This window comes from Streptomyces sp. NBC_00090 (assembly GCF_045160815.1).
Lineage (GTDB): Bacteria > Actinomycetota > Actinomycetes > Streptomycetales > Streptomycetaceae > Streptomyces.
This window is the reverse complement of record NZ_CP108224.1, coordinates 4,789,296-4,812,848: the sequence shown is the minus strand read 5'-3', so window position 1 is coordinate 4,812,848 and position 23,553 is coordinate 4,789,296. Positions and strand designations below refer to the sequence as shown.

The window sequence follows — 23,553 nt, the reverse complement described above, 5'->3', positions numbered from 1 at the left end:
ACCGGGCCCGTCTCCAGCGCGCCGCATGCCCGGACCGGGCCACGCTCCCGCCCGCCTCAGACGGCCGACGCCTCCGTCAGGAGGGTCAGCTCGGCCTCGGTGAGGGTGAGGTCCGCGGACGCGACCAGGGCCGGGAGCTGTTCGACCGTACGGGCCGAGGCGATCGGCGCGGCGACGGTCGGCCGGGCGGCGAGCCAGGCGAGGGCGACGGTGGCGAGCTCGGCCTCGTGGGCCTCGGCGACCGCGTCGAGCGCGGAGAGCACGGCCCGCCCCCGCTCGGTGTCCAGGTGCCCGCCGGCTCCGGAGGCGCGGACGCTGTCGACGGTGGTGCCGGGGCGGTACTTGCCGGTGAGGAAGCCGGAGGCGAGCCCGAAGTACGGGAGGGCGGCGAGCCCGGCGCTCTCGACGGTCTCCAGGAGCGGGCCCTCGTAGGTCTCGCGCGAGACCAGGTTGTAGTGCGGCTGGAGGGCGACGTACCGGGCGAGGCCCTCGGACTCGGCGAAGTCGAGGGAGGCGCGCAGCCGCTCCGGGGAGATGTTGGAGGCGGCGACGGCCCGCACCTTTCCGTCCTTCACGAGCTGGTCGAGCGCGGTGACGATCTCCTCGACCGGGACCGACTCGTCGTCGAAGTGCGTGTAGTACAGGTCGATGTGGTCGGTGCCGAGGCGGCGCAGCGACTCCTCCACGGCGGCCTTGATGGTGGTGGCGGAGAGCCCCTTGAAGTGGGGGTGGGCGCCGACCTTGGTGGCGACGACGATGTCGGCGCGGTTGCCGCGGGAGGCGAGCCAGCGGCCGATGACGGTCTCGGACTCGCCGCCCTCGTTGCCCTCGGCCCAGGCGGAGTACATGTCCGCGGTGTCGACGAAGTTGCCGCCGGCGGCGGCGTAGGCGTCGAGGACGGCGAAGGACTGCGCCTCGTCGGCGGTCCAGCCGAAGACGTTGCCGCCCAGGGCGAGCGGGAAGACGTGCAGGTCGGAAGAGCCCAGCGTGCGGAGAGAAGTCATGGGCTGATCAACCCTCCGCGCCGCCGGGCCTATTCCGTTCCGTGGGAACCGGCTCCGTGCGGAGCCGGACCCGGGGGGATCAGATCGACAGGCCCTTGGAGCGGAGCCAGGCCGCCGGGTCGATGCCGTCGCCGCCCGCGGTGTGGACCTCCATGTGGAGGTGGGCGCCCGTGACGTTGCCGGTGGCGCCGACGCGGCCGATCGTCTCGCCGGTGGTCACGGTCTGGCCGGCGCTGACGGTCATGGAGGAGAGGTGGGCGTACCAGATCTCGGTGCCGTCCTCCATCTCCAGGACGACCCGGTAGCCGTACGAGCCGGACCAGCCCGCCGACTTGACGGTGCCGCTGTGGACCGCCTTGAGCGGGGTGCCCGTGGGGGCGGCGAAGTCGAGACCGGTGTGGTAGCCGGAGGACCACATCGAGCCGGACTGCATGTAGGTGGCGCTGATGCTGTACGAGGAGAGGGGCATCGAGTAGCTGGCGGCGAGCTGGGCGAGGCGCTCGGCCTCCGCCTTCTCCGCGGCCACCCGCTCGGCCTCCGCCTTGGCTTCCGCCTCGGCCTTCGCCTTCGCCTCGGCGGCCGCCTTCTCCGCCGCCGCCTCCGCGGCTTCGGCCTTGGCCTCCGCCTCGGCGGCCGCCTTCTCCGCCGCCGCCTTCTCCGCGGCGGCCATCTCGGCGGCGTCCGCGGAGGCCTGCTGCTGCTCGGCCTGCTGGAGGATGCGGGCGCGCAGGACCTCGCCCGCGTCGACGGCGCGGGCCTCGGTCCGCTCGGCGGTCGCGGTCTGCTGCGTGTAGCCGGCCTGAGCGGCCCGGGTGGCGCCGCCGGTCGTCCGGTCGGCGGTGGCGTAGGTGGCGGCGGTGAGCGGGTTCGGGTTGCCGCCGGTCGCCTCGACCGTGCCCCGGTCCTGCTGGTCGCTGTCGTCGGCGAAGAACTCGCCCACGCCGGGGAGGTCCTTGGCCTCGGGGAGGTCGAGGTCCGGGAGGTCGGGGAGCGAGATCGCCACCGGCGGCTTCTCCTGCGCGGTGGCGAGGCCGCCCGCGCCGACGGCCGCGATGACGCCGACGCCGAGGACGGTGGAGGAGCGGGCGAAGTTGGAGCGCTGCTTGACGACCCGATGCCGGCCGCCGGAGCGGCTCTCGGCGCGGAGGGAGCCCTCGGTGGGGTTCCACTCGGTGTCCGGGGCGGCAGGACCCGCACCGCCACCGAAGGCATCGAAGGGGGCTTCGGGTGCGGGGGTGTTGGACGCCACGGAGGCGCGCTCCTTTCCTTCCTTCTCGCCTACCGGGTTAGCTGACGGGTTCGGAGCAGGAAGGTCTCCTACGGGCACGGTCGCACGAGTGCGAAGGGCCCGATTCACCCCAATTGGTGGTTCCCCGGTTCCTTTTCAGGATTCGGCGCGTGCGCACGGTGCCGCCTCTTGCGGCGGCTGAAACGACCGCGCTGCGTTATCGAACGTTAATAGACAGGGGGTCCCGATTCCAAGCCGTTCCTCTTGATCATTCATTGAATTGGTGGAGAATCGCCCGAGTTGACCCCCCTTCAGCAAGGACTGGTCAAACCCTCGAGATCTGACGTTATGTCAATTGTTATCGCAGTGACACCCCTCGACTACGCCTGGTGACCGGGCTCGCCCGGGGGCACCACGGGCATCGTCCGGCGCCGGTCCGGCTGCCCCGCCGCCGGCCTGCTCACCGCGAGCAGCGCCATGTCGTCCGTCGCCCCGCCACCCGTGTGCAGCCGTACGTCGTCCACCAGCACGTCGAGCAGTTCCTCGGGTCCCGGGAAGATCCGCCCGGCGAGGCGTGACGCCGGGTCGTAGAAGGCGCCCTCCGCGTTCCGCGCCTCCGAGAGGCCGTCGGTGTAGAAGAGGAGCGTCGCGCCCGGCGGGTACGGCCGCTCCTCCGCCCGGTCCGGCCACGCCGCCAGCTCGCCCATGCCGAGCGGCAGCGCCGGCTCCGCCGGATCCAGCACCTCCAGGCGCCCGTCCGCGTACAGCAGCAGCGGGGGCGGATGACCTCGGTTGACGACCCGTACGCTCCCGGCGCCCAGTCCCACGCCCTGTCCCGCACCCTGTCCCGCACCCGGTCCCGTGCCCGGTCCGCCGCCCGACGGCTCCCCCGATCCGGCGCGCGGGATCTCGGCCAGGACCGCCGTGGTGAACCCCTCGAAGGCGTCGAGCCCGTCCCGGCGGGTGCCCTCCCGGGCCAGCGCCCGCTCCAGCCGCTGCGCCACGCCCTCCAGACTCCGCTCCTGCTCGGCCGCCTCCCGGAACGCCCCGATCACGACGGCGACGGCCTCGACCGCCTCCATCCCCTTGCCCCGGACGTCCCCGACGACGAGCCGCACCCCGTACGGGGTGTCCTGTACGGCGAACAGGTCGCCGCCGATGAACGCGTCCGCCTGCGCCGCCTCGTACCGCGCCGCGCACTGCAGACCGCCGATCCGCTCGGCGGGCGTCGGCAGTACCGCCTTCTGCGCGGTCTCCGCGATGACCCGCGCCGAGGCCAGCCGCTCCCCGCTGCGCCGTACGACCCGGTTGACGAGCAGCGCCAGCGCGGCGACGGTCACGATGGTCAGCATCTCGGTGAGGGAGGGGACCTCCGCCAAGGTGCCGTTGTAGAGGCGCAACCCGACGGCGGCGAGGACTGCGGCGATCCCCGTGAGCAGGGTCGTGAGGGTGGAGAAGAACGGCGCGGCGATCAGCGGAGCGGCGGAGAAGAGCGGCGCGGCGGTGTACGAGGGCGGTGTCGACACGTCGAAGGCGACACCGCCCACGATGATCAGCGGAGGCAGCACACGGAGAAAGCTCCGGGCTCCTCCGTACGGGCGGCGGCCGTCACCGCCCCGCCGCCCACCGCCCGCTGCTCCTAAGGGGTGCCCCACCTGTGCTCTCCTGCCCCGGTCCGTAGCGGCCACGGTGTCCGTACCGCGCCCTCCCAGGGTCGCCGCGACCGCACCCGGCGGCGACCCCCACGGGGCCGACTGGCGGACGCCCGCACGGCGTACGCCAGTCGGCCGGAAGGACGCTCAGCCCGTCGTCCTCTCCGTCTCCGTCTCCGCCTCCGTCTCCGGAGCCGCCGTCGCGAGGCGTCCGCCGCGGGCGAGGAGGGCCACGGCCGCCGCGCACACCAGGCCCACCGCGCACAGCGCCAGCCACGGCACCGCCGACCACCCCGTGACGTCGAGCAGCGCGCCCGTCCCCAGGTTCCCGAGGGTGATCCCGATCCCGCAGACCGTGTTGTAGAGCCCGTAGTGGGTGGCCACCCACCGCCCCCGGGACAGGGCGACGACGGTGTCCATCTCGTACGGGTAGAGCACCGCGTTCGCCACGGCCAGGACAGCCGCGCAGAGCAGCAGCCCCGCCACGCCCCGGCCCAGGGCCGCCGGGACCAGGAAGGCCCCGCCCATCAGCGCGAGCCCGAGGACCAGGCACCGCTCGCGGTCGAGGCGGCGCCGGCACCAGGCCGTGATCCGCAGCTGCCCGGCGAGCGCGACCAGCGCCGAGACGACGAACAGCGCCGTCGTGAGCCCCGTGCCCTCCGCCGCGAGCGGCAGCGCCAGGTAGACCTGGAAGGACAGCACGTACGAGCCGGTCATCGCGAGCGAGAAGAGCCAGAAGGTGCGGTGGGAGAGGACCGTACGGAACTGCCCCCGCTCGCCCTTCCCCACCGAGGGGGCCGCCCCGCCCCTTACGGGCAGATGCCGGAGCTGTACAAGGGTCAGACCGGCGAACAGGACGGCCGCCACCACGCACGTGAGCCGGAACGACACCCCGGTGAGCGCCACCCCCACGAGCGGCCCGAGCAGGATGCCCGCCTGGTAGTACGCGTTGAACAGCGCGAAGGCCTGCACCCGCCGTTCCTCCCCGGCCTCCGCCGCGAGGCAGGCCCGCACGGCAGGGTTGAACAGCGCCCCCGCGAGCCCGGTCGCGAGCGAGGCGGCGATCAGCATCGGCAGCGACTGCGCGAAGGCGAGCGCCCCGAAGCCGACGGTCCGCAGCGCGCAGCCGGCCACGATCAGCGGCTTGAAGCCGAGCCGGTCGGCGAGCGCCCCGCCGACCAGGAACAGGCCCTGCTGGGAGAGGTTGCGGGCGCCGAGGACGAGACCGACCGACCAGGCCGCCATCCCGAGCCCGTCCGCGAGGTGCGCGGCCAGGTACGGCATCAGCATGTAGAAGCCGAGGTTGATGGTGAGCTGGTTGAGGAAGAGCAGCCGGACGGCCGGGTCGAAGGTACGGCTCTGCTTCCAGACGCCTCCCGCGGGAGGCGCCGCCGTGGCGCTCAACGCACCCGCTCCGCCCGGGCCCCGGGGCGGCCGTACCCGGGACCGCCATACCCAGGCCCATACCCAGGCCCGCCGTACCCAGGCGCGCCGTACCCAGGCCCGACGTACCCGGGCTCGCCGTACCCCGGCTCGCGGTCCAGGACCCTGCGGGTCCAGCCGACGACCGGTGTGTCCTCCTCGTACGCGGCCGGGTCCTCGCGCACCGGCCCGTCGAGGAGCCCGTGGGCCGCGCAGAACTCGTCGTTGAAGACCGTGTCGAAGTACCGCTGCGGCCCGTCGGGGAAGACGGCCGCGATCCTGGTCCCGCGCGGCCGGGTGCGGGCCAGCCACCCGGCGACCAGCGCGACCGCGCCCACGCTCCAGCCACCGGTGGCGAACTGACGCGAGGCCAGGCGGCGTGCCGCCCGTACCGCCTCCGCGGGGCCGACCCAGTGCACCTCGTCGAAGGCGCCGTGGTCCACGTTGGCCGGGTGGATGGAGGAGCCGAGCCCGCGCATCAGCCGCTCCCCCGCCGGCAGGCCGAAGACGGTGGAGTTGACCGAGTCGACGCCGACCAGCTCCAGGGCGGGGCTGCCGGTGGCGCGCAGCGCGCGGGAGATCCCGGCCGAGTGCCCTCCGGTGCCGACCGCGCAGACGAGGACGTCGATCCGGTCGAGCTGTTCGGACAGCTCGGCGGCGAGCCCGGTGTAGGCGTCGCAGTTGTCGGGGTTCCCGTACTGGTTGGGCCACCAGGCCCCGTCGAGATCCACCAGCAGCTCGGCGACCAGGTCCATCCTGGCCTGCTGCCAGCCGCCCCGCGGGCTGGGCTCGGCGGCGACGTGGACGCGCGCGCCGTGGGCGACGAGCATCCGCTCGACGATCGGTTCGAGACCGGGGTCGGTGACGACGTGGACCGGGTGGCCGTGGAGCACGCCCGCGAGGGCGAGCCCGAGACCGAGCGTCCCGGAGGTCGACTCGACGATCGGCGCGCCGGGCCGCAGCTCACCGCGGCGGCGGGCCTGCTCGACCATGTAGAGGGCGGCGCGGTCCTTGATGCCGCCGAAGTTGAAGCCTTCGAGCTTGGCCCAGTAGCCGTCGTCCGTCCAGAGGACGGGGGTGTTGCCGACGGTCTGCCGCCCGTCGCCGGGCAGCGTCTTGCCGAACAGGAGACTGTTCATGGGAGATACGTCCTTGAGGTGGTACGCCGAAAGGAGCCTGGTCGGGGAGGGCTGGAGCAGCCCTGGACCCGGCTCAGTTCCGGTCCACTCCGAGGGCGATCAGCAGGCGGCCCGGCTCGGGGCCGGGTCCCGCCCTGCCCCGGACGCAGCGCGCGCGGGGATCGGTGCGGAGGTCCGCCGCGTACGACGACAGGGTCACGGCCCCGCCGGCGTCCGGTGCGGCGAGCTGTGAGGCGGCGCCCTGCGCGGGGAGGTGGGCGTCGAAGGACCATGCCTCCCCCGACCGCTCGCAGCCGTGCGGCAGCGCGGGGGCGGAGACGGTCGTCGTGGTGCCGGAGGAGGGCAGCAGGTGCCCGTGCGCTCCGTGGCAGACGCTCGCCAGGAGGGCGAGGAGCGCGAGCAGGACGAGGACGGCGGGCGCCCGCCGTCGCACATCACTCACCCGCACGTAATCGTCACCCATGGTGCGCGTGAGACTACGGTGGGGTGTCACGCACCGGCAAAGCGACGGGCGCGGTTTTGGCCACCGTTTACTTCCGACTACTTCCGTGCGCTTCCGGCGGCGGTGACTACAGGTTCCGCTCCGCGTAGACCGCCATCGCGTCCCGGACGAGGAGCGCGGTGCCCTCGCCGTGCTTGTCGTAGTTCACGGTGAAGCGCGGGTCGTCGACGTACATGCGGCCGAGGCCGATCACGTACTCCTTGGTCGGGGTCGTGGTGGCCGACAGCCACGCGATCTGGCGCCGCGTGATCGCCTGCACCTCGTCGCTGTCGGCGGCCAGGCCGTCCCGTACCGCCTGCCCGAAGTCGCGGGCGATGCCGGCCTGCTCGTCCAGGAACGCCTTCTTCCCCTCCGCGTCGAGCGAGCGCCACCAGCGGTCGCCCTTCTCGTACGCCGCGCGGCCCCAGCGCTCGGTGACCTCCTCCTCGTACCGCGTGTGGTCGAAGCCGTCGAAGACTTCCTCTGCCATGAGCTCTTCTCCCTTCTCGGTCTTGTGGAGAGTGGTGCGGACGGCCTCGATCTGCCGGCCGATGCGCTCCCGCTCCTGCTCCAGGAGGAGCAGATGGGTGCGGAGCGCGGCGGACGGGTCGCGCTGCCCCTTCAGGACCTCGGCGATCGCGGGCAGCGAGAGCCCCAGCTCGCGCAGCAGCAGGATGCGCTGCAGACGTACGAGCGCCGCCTGGTCGTAGTACCGGTAACCGTTCGCGCCGATCCGGCTCGGCTCCAGCAGTCCCCGCTCGCCGTAGTGGCGGAGCGTGCGGCTGGTGGTGCCGGCCTTCCTGGCGATCTCCTGGATCGACCACTCCATGCCGACAACGCTAAATCTTGACGTCGCGTCAAGGTCAAGCGGACTTCGCCGCGACCCTGCGGGAAACGACGAAGACCCGGATCCATGAGGATCCGGGTCTTCGTTTGCTACTGAGTAGCGGGGACAGGATTTGAACCTGCGACCTCTGGGTTATGAGCCCAGCGAGCTACCGAGCTGCTCCACCCCGCGTCGGTAAACACGACTCTACGTCATGACCGGGGCAATCGTGAAATCGGTTTCTCAGCAGCCGCAATCGTCGGAATCCACCGGCGCCGTGAGCGGGTCCGCGGCCTTCTCCGCGGGCCCCTCCCACGTCTCGTACGCGAAGCCCTCGCGCACCCAGTACTCGAAGCCGCCCAGCATCTCCTTCACCTGGAAGCCCAGCTCCGCGAGGGCCAGCGCGGCGCGCGTGGCGCCGTTGCAGCCCGGCCCCCAGCAGTACGTGACGACCGGGACGGACTTGTCGAGCAGCTGCTCGGCCTGCTCGGGGATGAGCGCGGTCGGGAGGTGGAGCGCGCCGGGGACGTGCCCCTGGTCCCAGGAGGCGGTGGAGCGCGAGTCGATCACGACGAAGCCGGGGTCCGTGCCCTCGGCGGTCGCGGTGGCCAGCACGGAGGCCACGTCGGAGACGTCGGCGTGGAAGGCGAGGCTGGCGGAGAAGTACGCGGCAGCGGCGGCGGGAGAGGCCGGCGGGGTGCGGAGTACGGGGTTGACCTGCGTCGTTGTCGTCGTCATGGTGATCAATCTACGGAGGGTGATCGTCCCGCTGAAGTGAGGATTCACGGCGGTCGGGGGCTTCGGCCGGGGAATCCCGGGCGTTCGCCGTGGGGCGGCGGGGATCTCACGCAACGGGACCGTTCGGGCCGCTCGACCGCCGCCGCTCGTGTCACATCGGCAGGGTTCCATCCGTCATGAGGGCATGACGGGACGCGAAGGGGGAGATCGACGAGTGGACGGCGACGTGATCGGCGACGCGAACGGTGACGTGAACGGGAGCGGGGGCGGGAGCGGGGGCGGCGACCTGAACGGGCGCGGAGCCGGCGGCCCGAACGGCGACAAGGAGCTTCTGGCCCGGCGCTTCGAGGCCGACCGGGGCCACCTGCGGGCCGTGGCCTACCGGATGCTGGGCTCGCTCAGCGAGGCGGAGGACGCCGTCCAGGAGGCCTGGTTCAAGCTCAGCCGCACCGATGTCAGCGCGGTGGAGAACCTCAGCGGCTGGCTGACCACGGTCGTCGGCCGCGTCTGCCTCGACATGCTGCGCTCCCGCGGCTCGCGCCGCGAGGACCCGCTCGAGTACTACGTCCCCGACCCGGTCGTCCGCCTCCCCGACACCACCGACCCGGAGCAGGCGGCGGAGCTGACCGAGTCCGTCGGCCTCGCGCTCCTCGTCGTCCTGGAGACCCTGTCCCCTGCCGAGCGGCTCGCGTTCGTGCTGCACGACATGTTCGCCGTCTCCTTCGACGAGATCGCGCGGATCGTGGACCGCACCCCGGCCGCGACCCGTCAGCTCGCCAGCCGGGCGCGCCGCCGCGTGCAGGACTCCACCCCCGCCGCGGGGCCGGACGCGCGCCGCCAGCGGGAGATCGCCGAAGCGTTCCTCGCCGCCGCGAACGGCGGCGACTTCGAGGGCCTGCTCGCGGTCCTCGACCCCGACGTCGTGCTCCGGGCGGACGGCGGCAGGGTCCTCGCGGCCGCCTCCAAGGTGGTGCGGGGCGCCGAGGCCGTCATCTCGCAGGCCCTCATGTACGCGAAGTTCCGCCAGGCGTCCCTGCCCGTCGTGGTCAACGGCGCGCCCGCGTACCTGGCGGTCGCCGACGGCCGCCCGTCCGTGCTCATGGCGTTCACGATCGCCGGGGACCGGATCGTCGGGCTCCAGGTCCTGGCCGACCCGGAGCGGCTCGCCGCGCTCGACCTCTCGGAGGAGGACCTGGCCCGCGCGGCCTTCTGAGGCTCCGTCCCACCCGGCGCACCGCATGCGGGAGGGGACCTTTCGTGCGATTTTGTACGAAAGGTCCCCTCCCGCCCGCGAACCCGCAAAGGTGGCCGCTGTGCAGCTGACCCCCGAGGAGGCCCGCCGTACGGCGGCCGACGCCTGGATCTGGGGCTACCCGCTCCTCGAGAACTACCGCACGATGTACCCGCAGGCGATCGACGCCGACGACCCGCGGTACGTGGGCGGATTCGGGTGCTTCCGGCACTACTCGGAGCCGTTCACCGCCGCCAACACCGATGTCGTGACCCCGAACAACGACACCCCGTACTCCTGGGCCTGGCTCGATCTGCGCGCCGAGCCCGTCGTGGTCTCCGTCCCGGCCGTCGACCGCTACTACGTGCTGCCGTTCCACGACCTCGACACCGCGTACGTCGGCTACATCGGCGCCCGGACGACCGGCCAGGGCCCGGGCCACTACCTGCTGGCGGGCCCCGGCTGGAGCGGCACCGTCCCGGAGGGCGTCACGGGCGTGCTGCGCGCCGACACCTTCCTCGTCGGCGTCGTCGGCCGCACCTATCTGGCCGGGCCCGAGGACGTACCCGCCCTGCGCGCGATCCAGGAGCAGTACCTGCTGCGCCCCCTCTCCACGTACACGGACACGGCCGCGCCGCACCCCGCCGACGAACCGGTCTGGCCGGTCTGGCGCGAGGAGGACCTGGAGAACGTCGAGTTCTTCACGCTCCTCGACTTCCTGCTCCAGTTCTTCCCGGCCCTGGAGGAGGACCGCGGGCTGCGCGACCGGCTCGCGACGCTCGGCGTCTCCGGCTCGGGCGAGTTCGAGCCGTCCGCGCTGAGCCCCGAGCTCCGTACGGCCGTCGAGCAGGGCATCGCCGACGGCCGCGCCCGGTTGGAGGAGGCCGAGGCCACCACGACGGACTCCACCCGTCTCTTCGGCACCCGCGCCGAGCTGGGCGCCGACCACCTCGGCCGGTCCATCGCCGCGTCGATGGGGCTGTACGGACTCCCCTCGGCCGAGGCCTGGTACGGCGGCTGGGGGGCGGACGACCGCGGCAACCACCCGCCGAACGCCGCCGACCACGACCACGTCGTCCACTTCCCCGCCGGCCAACTGCCCCCGGCCCGCTACTTCTGGTCGGCCACCCCCTACCGGCTGCCCGAGCGGCTGCTCGTCGACAACGAGCTCGACCGGTACTCGATCGGCGACCGCACCCCGGGGCTCGTGTACGACGACGACGGCGGCCTCACCCTGTACGTACGGAAGGACCGCCCGGCCGACCCGAAGCAGGCGTCGAACTGGCTGCCGGCCCCCGACGGTCCCTTCACCGTCGTCGTCCGGATGTACGGACCCGAACCCTCCGTCCTCGACGGCAGCTGGCGGCTCCCGCCCCTCACCGTCGCCGACTGACGGGGGACACCTCCTCGCTGTCGCCGACTGACGGAGGACCGCTCCTCACCTTCGCCAAGTGACGGGGACCGCCCCTCCCGGGTCACCGCTCCCCGGTGGCCACCCAGGTCACGGCCGCCAGGGAGACGGCGGCGCTCGCGACGCCGAGGACGGCGCCCGCGGCGACGTCACCCGGGTAGTGCACCCCGGTGTGCACGCGGGAGTAGCCCACGGCCACCGCCAGCGCCCCCAGGGGCACGGCGGCGACGGGCAGAACGACCCCCACGGCGGTCGCGAAGGCGACGGCCGACGCGGTGTGCCCGGAGGGGAACGAGGCCGAGTCGGGCATGGGGACGTGACGGCCCACCACCACGCGGGCAGCCTCCCGGTCCGGCCTCGCCCGGCGGACCAGCCGCTTGCCCAGCAGATTGGACGAGGCCGAGGCGATGGCGATCGCCCCGGCGCCCGCGAGCGCGGCCCGGCGGGGACGGCCCGGTACGAGGGCGAGCGCGGCCGCGACGGCGAGCGAGATCTTGGAGTGGTTCGCCGCCGTGGAGAGCCGGCGCAGCCCCGTGTCGAGGGTGGGCGTGGGGGTGGCGGCCACGGCGGCGTACACGGCGCCGTCGACGGCCCGGAGGTCGTGCAGGACCGCGGGGAGGGTCCCCGTCTCCGCCGTCTCCGCTGTCATGTCCGTCATGCGCCGCTCCTTGGAGGTTCAGGGGGTGTGAGAGGTGTGCGGGTGTGGGAGTCGTGGGAGGTGTGCGGGGTGTGGAAGGCGAGCTCCGTGATCCGCCGCCAGTCGAGAGGCGGCAGAGGAGGCACGGAGCCCGGCCGGTCACGGGGGACGAGGACCCTCAGGGCGCCGGGGCGGAGGGTGCAGACGACCGGGGTGGGCAGGGTCAGCGCCTCGCCGTCCACGGCGACGGAGATGGTCCGGTGCTCACTCCCCCAGTTCCCTCCGTTCCCGTTCCCGTTGTTTCCGTTGTGCCCGTTGTTTCCGTTGTCGGGGTTCTCCACGACCTCGACCCTACGAGCCGTCAGAACGTTCAGACCGGTCGCCTGGGTTCCCAGTACCGCCAGCTCCGCGGCCTGTGCGGCGCCGTCCACCCGGATGCCGATCACCCCGAGCTCCCCCCGGTCGAGGCGCGGCCGGTGGGCGGTGGCGACCCCGAAGGGATCGGGCGCGGCATAGGGGTTGTTGCTGACGAGGAGCGCCTGCTGCGCGGGAAGCCGGCGGGTCTTGACGGTCCCGACCGTCGCGTCGAGACGCGCTCCCTCGCCGCCCTGGAGCAGGTCGGGCAGGACGTCGACCGCGGTGCCCGCCTTCGCGTCGCGGTACTCGGGGCGCTGGACGACGTCCGCGTACACCCCGAAGGAGACGGTGTTGACGAAGGGCCGCCCGGCGACCGATCCCAGGTCGACCCGGAGCTCCTCGCCGTCGGTCAGCGCGTCCAGGCAGGTCGCCGGGTCGGTGCGGTCGAGGCCCAGGTCCATCGCGAAGTGGTTGCGGGTGCCGGCCGAGATGACGAGGAACGGCAGGTCGTGCTCAGCGGCCACCTCGGCGACCAGCGCCTGGGTGCCGTCGCCGCCGGCCACGCCGAGGAGGTCGGCGCCGTCGGCCACGGCCTTCCGGGCGAGCGCGCCGACATCGGTCTGGGCGGACAGGTCGAGCAGGATCACCCGCGCGCCCAGCGCCTCCGCGCGCTCGACGAGCCGGAAGCGGCCGACCTTCCCGCCCCCGGACTTCGGGTTCATGATCAGGACGGGCCGTCGGGGGCGGGACGCGGGCGCGCCGCGCATCACCGCGTTCCATTCCCGGTCCGGGCGGCGCAGGGCGGTCCGCGCGCAGGCGAGCGCGACACCCCACAGCGCGAGGGCGACGAGCGCGTTGCCCCAGACGCCGCCGATGACGTACAGGACCAGGACCGCGATCGGCCCGCCCACGGCGAGCATCCCGCCGAGTACCCGCAGCGGCCCGCGATGGGCGAGGAACCACCAGATGCCCATGGCCGAGCCGACGAGCCCCGCGAGCCCGATCAGCAGGATCAACAACCCACTGGCCAGGGCCGTCAGGAGCGCCACCACCGCGGCCGCCGCGGCCAGCAGCGCGCACCGGGCCAGCCGCTGGGCCCCCCTCCCAGGATCACCCGAACCGCTTGCCGTCACCGACCCCACCTCCACGTCCGGATCCACATTCCTCCACGGTCCCCCACCACGCTCCCCGGGAAGACCCGTTCGGAGGAAAAAGATCTTCGGGCGGGGAGAATCCCGGAGGGCCTGTCCTCATGCCCACGCCCCCGGGCGCACACCCAGTGCGGCGAGGGCGGCCGTGCCGGGGGCGACGTGCTCGCCCCCGGCGAGCAGCAGCGTGCGCGCCGCCTGGTAGGGGCAGCCGGCCGCTTCGAACGCCCCGGCGGCGGCGAGGAGTCGCGGCAGGTCGCCGTCGAGCAGCGCCTCCGCCCGGTCCACCTGCGCGGTGGCGACCGGGTTGCCGGTGATCACGGTCCTGGCTCCGGCGATCCGGGCCCGGGCGTCCGGGTGCCCGGCGAGCACCGACGCCTCCGCCCTGAGGGCCACGTACCAGTGGAGCCAGATCCAGGTGACCCACTTCCACACCCGTTCCGGCTCCGGTGCGACCCGGTCGAGGGCCGCGTCCGCGTCCCCGCGGTGGAGCAGGACCACGGCGTCGAGGATCGCGCCGTAGCCGTGGCGGTACTCCTCCGCGGTGCCCGCCCGGTCGACGATCGCGAGCCACTCCGCCCGCGCCCCGTCGTCGCCGCGCAGGCCGTGGACCATGGCGACGGACGCGGCGGCGGGACCGAGGGAGAACGACTGCTGACGGCCGGTCCGCTCCCACGCGTCGAGGAACCTCCCGCTGCCGGTCAGCACCTCGTCGACCCGGCCGGCGAACGCGTCCGCGACCAGGAGCCAGGAGGAGGCGTGGTGGCCCACCTCGGCGAGGAGCGGATGGTCGGAGAGCTGCCGGCCCCACCGGCGGGCCTCCGGCAGCGCGCCCACGCCGAGGGCGGTTCCGGCGGCCATGGCGAGGGCGTCCAGGAGCTCGTGGGTACCGGCGGGGGTACGCGGTACGACGGCCAGGAGGTCGATCCGGCGGCGCGCGGCGGCAACGGCGCCGAAGGCGTCGCCGGCCCAGCTGCGGGCACCGGAGAGCGCGTCGAGGGCGGCCGACTCCGCCACCGGGTCACCGGCGCGCCGCGCGAGCTCGACGGCCCGCGCGGCGAGGGCGACCGTCTCCTCCACGGTGTTGTCCGTGGCGCCCTGGACCGCGCCGAACGCGTCCGCGACCACCGCCGCCTCGGCCAGCGCGACGGCCGCGACTGCGGACGGATCGGCGGACGGATCGGCGGGACCACCGGGGATCACGCCCCCGCCCACACCGGGGCCAAGGCCAGGGCCGACCCCCGACAGCTCCCGGGCCGACGCCAGCAGAACCGTCACCTCCTCCACCGGGGGAATCCGCGTGAACTCACTGGAGAAGCGGTACGCGACGGTGGCTGCGGCCGCCAGGTCGCGGCCCGCACCGGCGAGGTCCCCGGCCCGGCGGGCGGCCTCCCCCGCGGCGCGGTGCAGGCGGTACATGTCGTCGCCGAGCCGCCGGCACCCGGCCACCGCGGCGGCGTGCCGCAGCGCCTCCCCGGCCTCCGCGGCGGATTCGGTGAGCACGGCCGCCTGCTCGTACCGCTGTTGGGCCTCGCCGAGCAGGTTGCGGGTGAAGGCCGGTCCGGCGAGGGCGAGGGCGAGGCGGCAGGCGTCCGCGCGCAGTTCCGGCTGCTCGGCGGCCCAGGCGAGGGCGGCCCTGAGGTCCTCCGCCACGGCGTCGAACCGGGCGCGCCAGTCCGCCCCGCCCGAGTCGGCGAGGACCTCCGCACCGGCCAGGCACCACCCCAGGTGACGTGTACGGACGGCCGTCAGCTCGTCGGCGGCGGCGAGCCGCTCGGTCCCGTACTGGCGGATGGTCTCCAGGGCCCGGTAGCGGGTGCCGCCGGCGGACGGTGTCACGGCGAGGAGGCTCTGCTCGGCCAGTCTGCCGAGCCCGTCGGCGACCGCGCCGGGCTCCAGCGGGGCGAACCCGGCGACCTCGGCGGCCGCCTCGGCCGTGAAGGGCACCACGAACACCGAGACCCGGCGCAGCAGCGCCCGGTCCTCCGGCTCCAGCAGGTCGTGGCTCCAGTCGAGGACCGCCCGTACCGACCGGTGCCGGTCGGCGGCGCGGGGTCCGCCGGCCAGGATCCTCAACTGGTCGGAGAGACCGGCCACGAGGCCGTCGAGACCGAGCGTGGGCCAGCGCGCCGCCGCGAGCTCGATGGCCAGCGCCATGCCGTCGAGGCGTTCGCAGAGGGCCACGACCGTGTCGCGTACCGCCGGATCCGGCGCCGGTCCGACCGCCGCGGCCCGGTCGAGGAAGAGCGCCACGGCATCCGAATCGCCGCCCCCGGCCCGCGACAGCGGCGGCACCGGGTAGACCCGCTCGAAGGGCACCATCAGCCGCGCCCGGCTGGTGACGAGCACCCGCAGGCGAGGGCAGGCCGCGAGCAGCCGCTCCAGGAACAGCGCCACTCCGTCGCGTACCTGCTCGCAGTTGTCCCACACCAGCAGCGCCTGACGGTCCGCCAGCACGGCGAGGACCGCGTCGTCGATGTCCCGCCCGGGCTGCTCGCCCACGCCGACGGCCGCCGCGACCGCCGCCCCCAATCGCCCGGGGTCGGTGACCGGGGCGAGGTCGACGAACCACACCCCGTCGGCGAAGTCGCCTGCCAGCTCCGCCGCGACCGCCAGCGCGAGCCGCGTCTTCCCCACGCCGCCGGGACCGACCGCGGTCACCTGCCGGTGTGTCTTCACGGCATCGGCCAGCTCCCCGCGCTCGCGCACACGGCCGACGAACGCCGTCAGCGGGGCGGGGAGGGGCGATGCGGGGAGGACGGGGGCCGAGCCCGACGGTTCGGCGGGAGCGTGCTCGGCCGCGCGCCGGGAGAGCGCCCGCCGGTCCGGCGACTCCAGCTTGCGCAGCAGCGAGGAGACGTGCGACTCGACCGTCCGTACGGAGATGAACAGCCGCGCGGCGATCTCCGCGTTGCTGAGGTGTTCCCCGAGGAGCGCGAGCACGTCGGCTTCCCTGGACGAGATCACTGGAGTGGACACCACCTCATTATCCGTTCGCTCCAACCGACTTGAGCAGTCCGTTCCGTGGTCGGATCCCCAGCCCGTTCCGTGGTCCGATCCGCAGCCCGCTCCGTGGTCCTTTCCGTGGTGAGCACGGAGGCGCCCCGTACCCCCGCCGGAGCAAGCTGTGACCACGGCGAACGAGCCGGACGGAAACCACCGAACGACCACAGGAGTGACCCACCATGACCGCCACCTCCGCCTCCACCTCCACCCAGGGAATCAAGACGGTGCTGCACCCCGTGTCCGACCTGGCGAAGGCCAAGGCCGTGTACGCCGCGCTGCTCGGCGTCGAGCCGCAGACCGACGAGTCCTACTACGTGGGCTTCGAGGCCGGCGGCCAGCACATCGGCCTGCTGCCGGGCGGCGGCCCGCAGGGTCTGACCTCGTCGCTCGCCTACTGGCACGTGCCGGACATCGAGGCGAAGGTCGCCGAGGTGACCGCCGCGGGCGCCACCGTGAAGGACGCCGCGCACGACGTCGGCGGCGGCCGCCTGGTGGCCACGGTCGTCGACCCCGACGGGAACCTCATCGGCCTGCTGCAGGACAACTGAGCGACCGATGACCGCCGCACCCCGCTCCCGCGCCCAGCGCCGCCGCGACACCGAGCACCGGCTCGCCCATGACGTCGACGTCTGGGTGGCCACCGCCTCGCCGGACGGCGCGCCGTACCTGGTGCCGCTCTCCTTCGACTGGGACGGCGAGGCCCTCCTCGTGGCCACCCCGGCGAACAGCCCGACCGGCCGGAACCTGGCCGCCACCCGGCTCGCCCGGCTGGGCCTCGGCCACACCCGCGACGTGTCCATGATCGACGGCGACGTCGAGGTCCTGGAGATCGAGGCGCTGCCGAGGGACCGGGGAGACCGCTTCGCCGAACGCACCGGCTTCGACCCGCGCACGCTGACCACTCCGTACCGCTGGTTCCGCATCACCCCGCGCCGCGTCCAGGCCTGGCGCGAGGTGAACGAACTCGCCGGCCGCGAACTCCTGAACACCACCCGCTGAGTTCACGAAACGCCGAAGCGCCCCGACCGGACGAACCGATCGGGGCGCTCCCCGGCAGGTCTGAAGGTTTCCCTTCCCCCCGCCACACGTAGGCCGTGTGGGACTCGAACCCACAACCAACGGATTAAAAGTCCGCTGCTCTGCCAATTGAGCTAACGGCCCATGGACAAGCACACCCATGCAGCATAGCCCTAGAGATCCCCGGAACCGATCGGGTATCCGACACGAGGCGTGGCACGTGGCGCTGCACGGGGCGCGGCACGTGGCGCGGCACGTGACGCCGTCCCTGGCGCCGTCCCTGACGAACGCGTAGAGGGGCCCGGCCGGTGGTGGCCGGGCCCCTCAGGGGGCCGCGGGGGTCGGACGGACTCCGACAGGGCTCAGTAGAGACCCTTGAAGGCGTTCCACCCGCCCGTGCCGATCAGCACGCGGGAGCCGTACCCGCCGGTGCAGGTGCCGTTGTAGGCGTAGAGCCTGCCCGCCGTGTCGCGCGCGGCGAGGTCCGCGCATCCGTCGCCCGAGATGTCGCCGATGCCCGTCAGCGTGGAGTACACGCCCCAGCCGTGGCCGATCTGCGCGCGCGTGGTCACCCCGCCGGTCGCCGTGCCGTAGTACCGCCACAGCCCGCCCGACGCGTCCACGGCCACCAGGTCGGCCCGTCCGTCGCCGTTCAGGTCACCGGCGCCGGTGATCCTCTTGTACAGCTTCCAGTTCGTGCCGATCCGGACCCGGGACTTCAGCCGGTGGTCCGCCGTCCCCGCGTAGAAGTACATGTCGCCCGTCGTCGTCTGACGTGCGACCAGGTCGTCGAACCCGTCGTTGTTCACGTCGCCCGGGGACGTCAGCACGTCGTACTGTCCCCAGCCCGAACCGATCGGCGTGTACGGCGACGAGGCCGACACGACCTTCCCGCACCCCGGCCGGTACGCCCGCAACTGGTCCCCGACGCGCACGAGCACGTCCAGGCACCCGTCGGCGTTCACGTCGCCGAACGGCACCGGGACGGACGTCGTCGCGAACTTGGCGCCCGTGCCCGCGATCCGCGCCGACAGGCCGCCCCAGCCGTTGCCCCGGTACATCGACACCAGGCCCGCCGTGTCCATCACCAGCAGATCGCCCTGGCCGTCGGTCCCCGCGAGGTCGCGCCACGCCGGCCGGCCGCCGGAGACCGCGATCATCCCGGAGATCACCAGGTCCTGGCCCTGCCCGTCCGCCGAGCGCACCGTCAGGTCCCAGGCGTACGGCCCGTTCGGAACCGCCTTCCCCGCCGCCGTCCGGCCGTCCCAGGCCGCATTGACCCGGCCCCGGGTCTCGCCGCCCCCGTAGGAGCGGATCAGGGACCAGGAGTAGTAGTGCCGGATCGTCAGCTCCCAGTTCGACGCCGGCTTCGAGAGCGCCCAGGAGCCCTTCCAGCCGTCCTTCGACCGCATGGTCGTCGGAGCGCTCGCCGAGGCGGCCGTCAGATCGGAGGTGGGCACGCCCGTCCACACCGTGTGGACGAGGTTCTCGCGGTCCTTGTACGCGACGGCCCCGCCGAAGCGGTCCACCGTCCACGCCTCGCGCCGCGCGCCCGGGACCGGAGTGGAGTCGACGAGCGTACGGGCCGCCTCGACGGTGCCCGCGTGGAAGTCGGTGAGCCGGAGGTAGCCGTCGAAGGACCGCTCCATCAGATAGCCGTCACCGAGCAGGGCGCCCGTGGCGACCCCGGCCGGCAGAGCGATCCTCTTGCCCGTACGCAGGTCGACGACGCCCTGCTTCGTGAACTGCGAACAGGCCCAGTACAGCCAGCGGCCCGCCGTCTGGAGCTCCGTCACCTGGCAGGGGGCATCGGTGTCGACCTTGGCGAGCTCCTTGCCGGTGGCCAGGTCCGTCCGCGTGACCAGGTCCGTGGTCGTACCCGCGTACAGCGTGTCGCCCCACAGCGCGGCCGCCGCCTGCGTCGTCCTCGTCAGGACGGTCTTCCCGGCGTCCAGGTCGACGACGGACATGCCGCCGCTCACCAGCTGGCCGGGGGCGCTCGTACGGCCCTCCTGGAAGACGGCCCACCGGCCGAAGGCGTCGGCGAGCCGGCCCTCGGTCTTCCCCGTGGCGACGCGGACCGTCTGCCCGGAGGAGCGGCGGCCGACGACCTCAAGGGCGCCGGTGCCGGTACCGGCCAGGTAGACCGTGCGCCCGTCACCGCTGTCGAACAGCGGCGTGGCGCTCTGCAGGCGTCCCGTCTCCGCACCCGCCCACGCGGGCGCGGACTGGCCGGTGTGCATCGGGCCGACCGGCAGGGTGCGCCCGTAGAAGCCGCCCTTGCCCGCGTCCGGCTCCAGCGTGGACAGCCGGCCCGCGCCGAGCGCGAGCGAGTCGACCCTCGCCGGCAGCGGCTCCACCCGGCGCAGCTTCTCCAGGACGGGGGCGCCGTCCCCCTTGCCCGGGACGGCCTTGAGGAGGGACCAGTCGGCGGCGGACGTACCGCCCACGACGGCCGCTCCCCCGCCGCCGATCTGGTTCAACTCCGCCTCGGCGCTCGCCAGGAGCGTCTGCGAACGCCCGTCCGGGTACAGCGCCACGAGCCGCCGCTTCAGCGAGGCGTCGGTGCCGGAGGCCTCGCCCAGCGCCAGGACCCAGTCGCCGACCAGGGCGATACGGGCGGTGCTCAGCCCCGCGGGGAGGACGAGGGTCCGCTCGGCGCCGGTCAGGGCGGCCCGCTCCCGCACGTGCACCGTGCGGTTCCGGTCCACCCAGGCGATCCGGTCGGGGCTCACGGCCACCGGCGCGACGAGCACGCTCCCGGTCGGGGTGGGCGCCTCGACGACCGTCATCCGGCCGGTGCTCAGATCGATCACGCCGAGGTCGGAGTAGTCGTACGCGTACGGGTCGGCGGAGCGGCCGAAGCGGACCACGGCCACGGAGTCGTCGCCCGCGGCGAGCCGCGCCAGGTGCAGGTTCGCCCCCGCGGGCCAGCCGGTCACCGGGATCGGGGCCGCGGCGAGGTCGTCGGCGCGCCGGAGGTAGTAGCCGGTGGTCGTGGAGGAGTCCTCGGCCGACGCGTACCGCTGGAAGAGCAGTGTGGAGCCGAGCAGCCCCCGGTAGCTCGCGTCCGCCGGCATGTCGAGCGGCTGCTCGGTGCCGGTCTCCAGGTCGCGGAGGGCGTGGACGCCGATGCCCCGCTGGACGTACAGGTACCGTCCGCCGGTGCCGGACTCGGCGAAGGGCAGGTACCCCTTGTCGTACCCGACGGGGACGCTCTCGCCGCTCGCGAAGTCGGTCCACTCCAGCTGTCCGCCGAAGGACGCGTCGGAGTCCTCCGTCTCGTGCGCGTAGCCCGTGGTGCCGACCGCGGTGACGGTCTCCTGACGCGGCACGCCCCGCCAGTTCGGCGTGATGTCCAGCTGGTCGATCCCGACGACGGGAGAGGCCTGCGCGGTCACGGCGGGCGAGAGGCCGACCGCGGAGGCGAGGAGCGCGGTGGCGAGGACGGCGATACGCGCACGGGGGCGCCGCGCGCGTGAGTGACGAGACAAGAAGGTCCCTCCCCAGGAAACCCGGTGTGCGGATGGCGGGAAGAAGCCTCCGCCGGGCCCCCCTGGCGGCTCTTCCCACCCCTGTCGACCGGCTGAGCGTATCCGGTCGAACGGCGATACGAGTCAGGGCCCGTACCAGCACCGAAGTGCTCGTACGGGCCCTGGGGCTCGCTCAGCCGATCACGGCAGGTCAGCCGTTGCGCTTCCAGCGCGGCTTGTCGTCGCGACGGCCGAAGGAGCCGCCGGTCGAACCGGTCGAACCGGTGCCGCGGTGGTCGTCACGACGGCCGTGCGGGCGGTCGCCGCCACCGGAGCGGAAGCCGCCGGAGGGGCGGTCGTCGCGACGGTCGCGGTTGAACGGACGGTCGCTGCCACGGTGGCCGCCGGCGGGACGGTCGTTGTCGCGACGCTCGAAGGGACGGCCGCCGCGGTCGTCGCGGTTGAAGCCGCCCGACGGACGGTCGTCACGGTTGAAGCCACCGGACGGACGGTCGTCACGACGGAAGCCACCGGACGGACGGTCGTTGTCGCGACGGAAGCCACCACGGTCGCCACCGCGGTCGTCACGGTTGAAGCCACCCGACGGACGGTCGTCACGACGGAAGCCACCGGACGGACGGTCGTTGTCGCGACGGAAGCCACCACGGTCGCCACCGCGGTCGTCACGGTTGAAGCCACCCGACGGACGGTCATCACGACGGAAGCCACCGGACGGACGGTCGTTGTCGCGACGGAAGCCACCACGGTCGCCACCGCGGTCGTCACGGTTGAAGCCACCCGACGGACGGTCATCGCGGCGGAAGCCACCGGACGGACGGTCGTTGTCCCGGCGGAAGCCACCGGACGGACGGTCGTTGTCCCGACGGAAGCCACCACGGTCACCACCGCGGTCGCCGCCACGGTCGCCACCGCGGTCACGGCGCTCGTAGTTGCCCCGGTCGTCGCGGAACGCCGGGCGCTCCTCACGACGCTGCTCCTCGGCGCGCGCGGCACGCTCGGCCTCCACGGCAGCCGCAGCGACCTCGGCCTCGGCGGCCTCGGTCACCTCGGCGACAGCGGCCTCCGGGTCCTCGCCGCGCTCACGGGCGGCACGGGCCACCAGGCGGTCGGCCTCCTCGCGGAGCTCGACGGCACGGCGCTGCAGGCGCTCAAGCTGCTTGGCCAGGTCGACGACCTCGCGCTCGGCCTGCTTGGCCGAGTTGTTCGCCGAGTCGGCCTGGACCTCGGTCAGCGAACGGGCGCCGGTGATCTCGGCGACCTCGGGGTCGAAGGCGCCGGCACCGCCGACGATGTGGCGCGAGGCGTCGACGCCCGCGTCCTCCATCAGGCGGAAGATCTGACGGCGCTGGTGCGGCAGGGCCAGGGAGACCACGACACCGGAGCGGCCGGCACGGGCGGTACGGCCCGAGCGGTGCAGGTAGTCCTTGTGGTCGCCGGCCGGGTCCACGTTCAGGACCAGGTCGATGCCGTCGACGTGGATGCCTCGGGCGGCGACGTCGGTCGCGACGAGCGCGTTGACGTAGCCCTTCTTGAAGTCGTCGAGGACGCGCGTACGGGCGCCCTGCGTCATGCCACCGTGCAGGGCGTCGGCCTTGACGCCGGTGTCCTGCAGCTGCTCGGCGATGCGGTCGGCGCCCAGCTGGGTGCGGACGAAGATGATCGTGCGGCCCTTGCGGGCGGCGATCGCCGCGGTGACCGGGGCCTTGTCCTTCGGCTTCACGACGAGGACGTGGTGGGTCATGGTCGTGACGTTGCCCTGCGCGCTGTCGACCTCGTGCGTGACGGGGTCGGTCAGGTAGCGCTTGACCAGGGTGCCGATCTCGTTCTCCATGGTGGCGGAGAAGAGCATGCGCTGGCCGCCGCCGGGGATCTGGTCGAGCAGCTCGGTGACCTCGGGCAGGAAGCCCAGGTCGGCCATCTGGTCGGCCTCGTCGAGGACCGCGATCGCGACCTGCTCCAGGGAGCAGGCGCCGCGGTTGATGATGTCGCGCAGACGGCCCGGGGTGGCGACGAGGATGTCGACACCGCGCTCCAGGGCGTAGATCTGGTTGCTCATGGACGTACCGCCGCAGACGACCTTCATCTTGAGGCCGAGCACGTCGCCGTACGGCTGGAGGGCGTCCGCGACCTGCATCGCGAGCTCACGGGTCGGCGTGAGGATGATGCCGCGGGGCTTCTTCTTCTCGGTGTGACCGCCGGCCAGCGTGGCGAGCAGCGGGAGACCGAAGGAGAGGGTCTTGCCGGAGCCGGTACGGCCACGGCCGAGGATGTCCTTGCCGGCCAGGGCGTCCGGGATGGTCGCCGCCTGGATCGGGAAGGGGCTCGTGACGCCGTTCTGCGCGAGCTTGCGCACGACGCCCTCGGGCAGACCGAGGTCGCCGAAGGTGATGCCGGGCTCGGCGGGCTCCTCGTCGGCCTCGATGTCGGCCTCGAAGGCCTCGATGGCCTCGTCGGAGTCGGTGGTGTCGATGACGGCCTCGGCGAGAGTCTCGGCGGGGGCCGCAGCCTCGGTGACGACGGTTTCGGTGGCCTCTACGGCCTCGACGATCTCGTCGTTCTCGGGCATGACGGCGTGGTCAGAACTGAAAATGGACATGCGAAATGCGAAACCTTCCGGAGTCTCGGCACGCGCCCGTCAACTCCGTGAATTCGCAAATCGACCGCCTCAATGCGGTCAGTCACGGCTAGGGAGAGTACGCGCCACACGGCGCTCTTCTGTGTCGGCGCCGGGCAATGGGATCAAACGATCTACCACCATACGC

The 23,553-nt window shown here is 73.4% G+C and carries 17 protein-coding genes, 2 tRNA genes and 1 riboswitch; of the genes, 4 read left to right on the top strand and 15 right to left on the bottom strand.

From position 1 onward, the window contains the following. Nucleotides 1-56: 56 nt before the first annotated feature. The 9 genes from OG361_RS21485 to OG361_RS21445 all read right to left on the bottom strand — a co-directional run bounded on the left by OG361_RS21485 (nucleotide 57) and on the right by OG361_RS21445 (nucleotide 8,490). Nucleotides 57-1,004, bottom strand: a complete 948-nt coding sequence (locus OG361_RS21485; RefSeq protein WP_405855860.1) for an aldo/keto reductase — start codon at nucleotides 1,002-1,004, stop codon at nucleotides 57-59. A 79-nt stretch (nucleotides 1,005-1,083) separates the two neighbouring features. After that, on the bottom strand, nucleotides 1,084-2,253 hold the full coding sequence (locus OG361_RS21480) for a M23 family metallopeptidase (protein WP_405855858.1): 1,170 nt from the start codon (nucleotides 2,251-2,253) through the stop codon (nucleotides 1,084-1,086). 11 nt (nucleotides 2,254-2,264) lie between these two features. Then, a riboswitch (cyclic di-AMP (ydaO/yuaA leader) is annotated at nucleotides 2,265-2,411 on the bottom strand. Nucleotides 2,412-2,612: 201 nt separating this feature from the next. After that, the gene (locus tag OG361_RS21475) at nucleotides 2,613-3,887 is read right to left on the bottom strand and encodes a PP2C family protein-serine/threonine phosphatase (RefSeq protein ID WP_405855856.1); all 1,275 of its coding nucleotides are present in this window, start codon (nucleotides 3,885-3,887) and stop codon (nucleotides 2,613-2,615) included. A gap of 144 nt (nucleotides 3,888-4,031) precedes the next feature. Next, a complete protein-coding gene (locus tag OG361_RS21470) occupies nucleotides 4,032-5,288 on the bottom strand; it encodes an MFS transporter (RefSeq protein ID WP_405855854.1) in 1,257 nt (418 codons plus the stop codon). Further along, complete coding sequence (locus tag OG361_RS21465; RefSeq protein WP_405855852.1) at nucleotides 5,285-6,445, bottom strand: PLP-dependent cysteine synthase family protein; 1,161 nt, start codon at nucleotides 6,443-6,445, stop codon at nucleotides 5,285-5,287. Before OG361_RS21465 ends, OG361_RS21470 begins: the two co-directional genes overlap by 4 nt. 73 nt (nucleotides 6,446-6,518) lie before the next feature. Continuing rightward, on the bottom strand, nucleotides 6,519-6,887 hold the full coding sequence (locus tag OG361_RS21460; RefSeq protein WP_405855850.1) for a hypothetical protein: 369 nt from the start codon (nucleotides 6,885-6,887) through the stop codon (nucleotides 6,519-6,521). A gap of 127 nt (nucleotides 6,888-7,014) precedes the next feature. After that, the gene (locus OG361_RS21455; RefSeq protein WP_405855848.1) at nucleotides 7,015-7,755 is read right to left on the bottom strand and encodes a MerR family transcriptional regulator; all 741 of its coding nucleotides are present in this window, start codon (nucleotides 7,753-7,755) and stop codon (nucleotides 7,015-7,017) included. A gap of 115 nt (nucleotides 7,756-7,870) precedes the next feature. Next, nucleotides 7,871-7,944, bottom strand: a tRNA-Met gene (locus tag OG361_RS21450). Nucleotides 7,945-7,995: 51 nt separating this feature from the next. Beyond that, nucleotides 7,996-8,490: a rhodanese-like domain-containing protein gene (locus OG361_RS21445; protein ID WP_405855846.1), complete on the bottom strand. Its 495-nt coding sequence runs from the start codon at nucleotides 8,488-8,490 to the stop codon at nucleotides 7,996-7,998. 286 nt (nucleotides 8,491-8,776) lie between these two features. Here OG361_RS21445 and sigJ point away from each other — a divergent pair, with 286 nt between their 5' ends. Both sigJ and OG361_RS21435 read left to right on the top strand, forming a co-directional pair. Beyond that, nucleotides 8,777-9,703 carry an RNA polymerase sigma factor SigJ gene (gene sigJ, locus OG361_RS21440; protein ID WP_405862372.1) on the top strand — a complete coding sequence of 309 codons (927 nt, stop codon included), beginning with the start codon at nucleotides 8,777-8,779 and terminating at the stop codon, nucleotides 9,701-9,703. Nucleotides 9,704-9,803: 100 nt separating this feature from the next. Further along, nucleotides 9,804-11,114: a DUF1254 domain-containing protein gene (locus OG361_RS21435; protein ID WP_405855844.1), complete on the top strand. Its 1,311-nt coding sequence runs from the start codon at nucleotides 9,804-9,806 to the stop codon at nucleotides 11,112-11,114. A gap of 82 nt (nucleotides 11,115-11,196) precedes the next feature. Here the strand turns inward: OG361_RS21435 and OG361_RS21430 are convergent, their stop codons facing one another. The 3 genes from OG361_RS21430 to OG361_RS21420 all read right to left on the bottom strand — a co-directional run bounded on the left by OG361_RS21430 (nucleotide 11,197) and on the right by OG361_RS21420 (nucleotide 16,253). Then, complete coding sequence (locus OG361_RS21430; protein WP_405855842.1) at nucleotides 11,197-11,790, bottom strand: phosphatase PAP2 family protein; 594 nt, start codon at nucleotides 11,788-11,790, stop codon at nucleotides 11,197-11,199. After that, a complete protein-coding gene (locus tag OG361_RS21425; RefSeq protein ID WP_405855840.1) occupies nucleotides 11,787-13,259 on the bottom strand; it encodes a diacylglycerol/lipid kinase family protein in 1,473 nt (490 codons plus the stop codon). The genes OG361_RS21430 and OG361_RS21425 overlap by 4 nt, the downstream gene beginning before the upstream one ends. A 117-nt stretch (nucleotides 13,260-13,376) precedes the next feature. Next, nucleotides 13,377-16,253 carry an ATP-binding protein gene (locus tag OG361_RS21420; RefSeq protein ID WP_405855838.1) on the bottom strand — a complete coding sequence of 959 codons (2,877 nt, stop codon included), beginning with the start codon at nucleotides 16,251-16,253 and terminating at the stop codon, nucleotides 13,377-13,379. A gap of 206 nt (nucleotides 16,254-16,459) precedes the next feature. On the opposite strand from OG361_RS21420, the gene OG361_RS21415 reads away from it, so the two are divergent. After that, complete coding sequence (locus OG361_RS21415) at nucleotides 16,460-16,828, top strand: VOC family protein (RefSeq protein WP_405855836.1); 369 nt, start codon at nucleotides 16,460-16,462, stop codon at nucleotides 16,826-16,828. Between the two features lie 7 nt (nucleotides 16,829-16,835). Further along, nucleotides 16,836-17,279: a pyridoxamine 5'-phosphate oxidase family protein gene (locus OG361_RS21410; RefSeq protein ID WP_405855834.1), complete on the top strand. Its 444-nt coding sequence runs from the start codon at nucleotides 16,836-16,838 to the stop codon at nucleotides 17,277-17,279. Between the two features lie 89 nt (nucleotides 17,280-17,368). Here the strand turns inward: OG361_RS21410 and OG361_RS21405 are convergent. The 3 genes from OG361_RS21405 to OG361_RS21395 all read right to left on the bottom strand — a co-directional run bounded on the left by OG361_RS21405 (nucleotide 17,369) and on the right by OG361_RS21395 (nucleotide 23,387). Further along, nucleotides 17,369-17,441: transfer RNA gene (locus OG361_RS21405), tRNA-Lys, on the bottom strand. A gap of 218 nt (nucleotides 17,442-17,659) precedes the next feature. Then, nucleotides 17,660-20,791: an FG-GAP repeat domain-containing protein gene (locus OG361_RS21400; RefSeq protein ID WP_405855832.1), complete on the bottom strand. Its 3,132-nt coding sequence runs from the start codon at nucleotides 20,789-20,791 to the stop codon at nucleotides 17,660-17,662. Between the two features lie 190 nt (nucleotides 20,792-20,981). After that, nucleotides 20,982-23,387, bottom strand: a complete 2,406-nt coding sequence (locus OG361_RS21395; RefSeq protein WP_405855830.1) for a DEAD/DEAH box helicase — start codon at nucleotides 23,385-23,387, stop codon at nucleotides 20,982-20,984. Between the last annotated feature and the right edge of the window lie 166 nt (nucleotides 23,388-23,553).

What these genes read in the sequence shown, in the direction of transcription:
- OG361_RS21445 (WP_405855846.1), bottom strand. Translation starts at nt 8,490, where the DNA reads ATGACGACGACAACGACGCAGGTCAACCCCGTACTCCGCACCCCGCCG.
- OG361_RS21485 (WP_405855860.1), bottom strand. Translation starts at nt 1,004, where the DNA reads ATGACTTCTCTCCGCACGCTGGGCTCTTCCGACCTGCACGTCTTCCCG.
- OG361_RS21410 (WP_405855834.1), top strand. Translation starts at nt 16,836, where the DNA reads ATGACCGCCGCACCCCGCTCCCGCGCCCAGCGCCGCCGCGACACCGAG.
- OG361_RS21415 (WP_405855836.1), top strand. Translation starts at nt 16,460, where the DNA reads ATGACCGCCACCTCCGCCTCCACCTCCACCCAGGGAATCAAGACGGTG.
- OG361_RS21430 (WP_405855842.1), bottom strand. Translation starts at nt 11,790, where the DNA reads ATGACGGACATGACAGCGGAGACGGCGGAGACGGGGACCCTCCCCGCG.
- OG361_RS21465 (WP_405855852.1), bottom strand. Translation starts at nt 6,445, where the DNA reads ATGAACAGTCTCCTGTTCGGCAAGACGCTGCCCGGCGACGGGCGGCAG.
- OG361_RS21455 (WP_405855848.1), bottom strand. Translation starts at nt 7,755, where the DNA reads ATGGAGTGGTCGATCCAGGAGATCGCCAGGAAGGCCGGCACCACCAGC.
- OG361_RS21395 (WP_405855830.1), bottom strand. Translation starts at nt 23,387, where the DNA reads ATGTCCATTTTCAGTTCTGACCACGCCGTCATGCCCGAGAACGACGAG.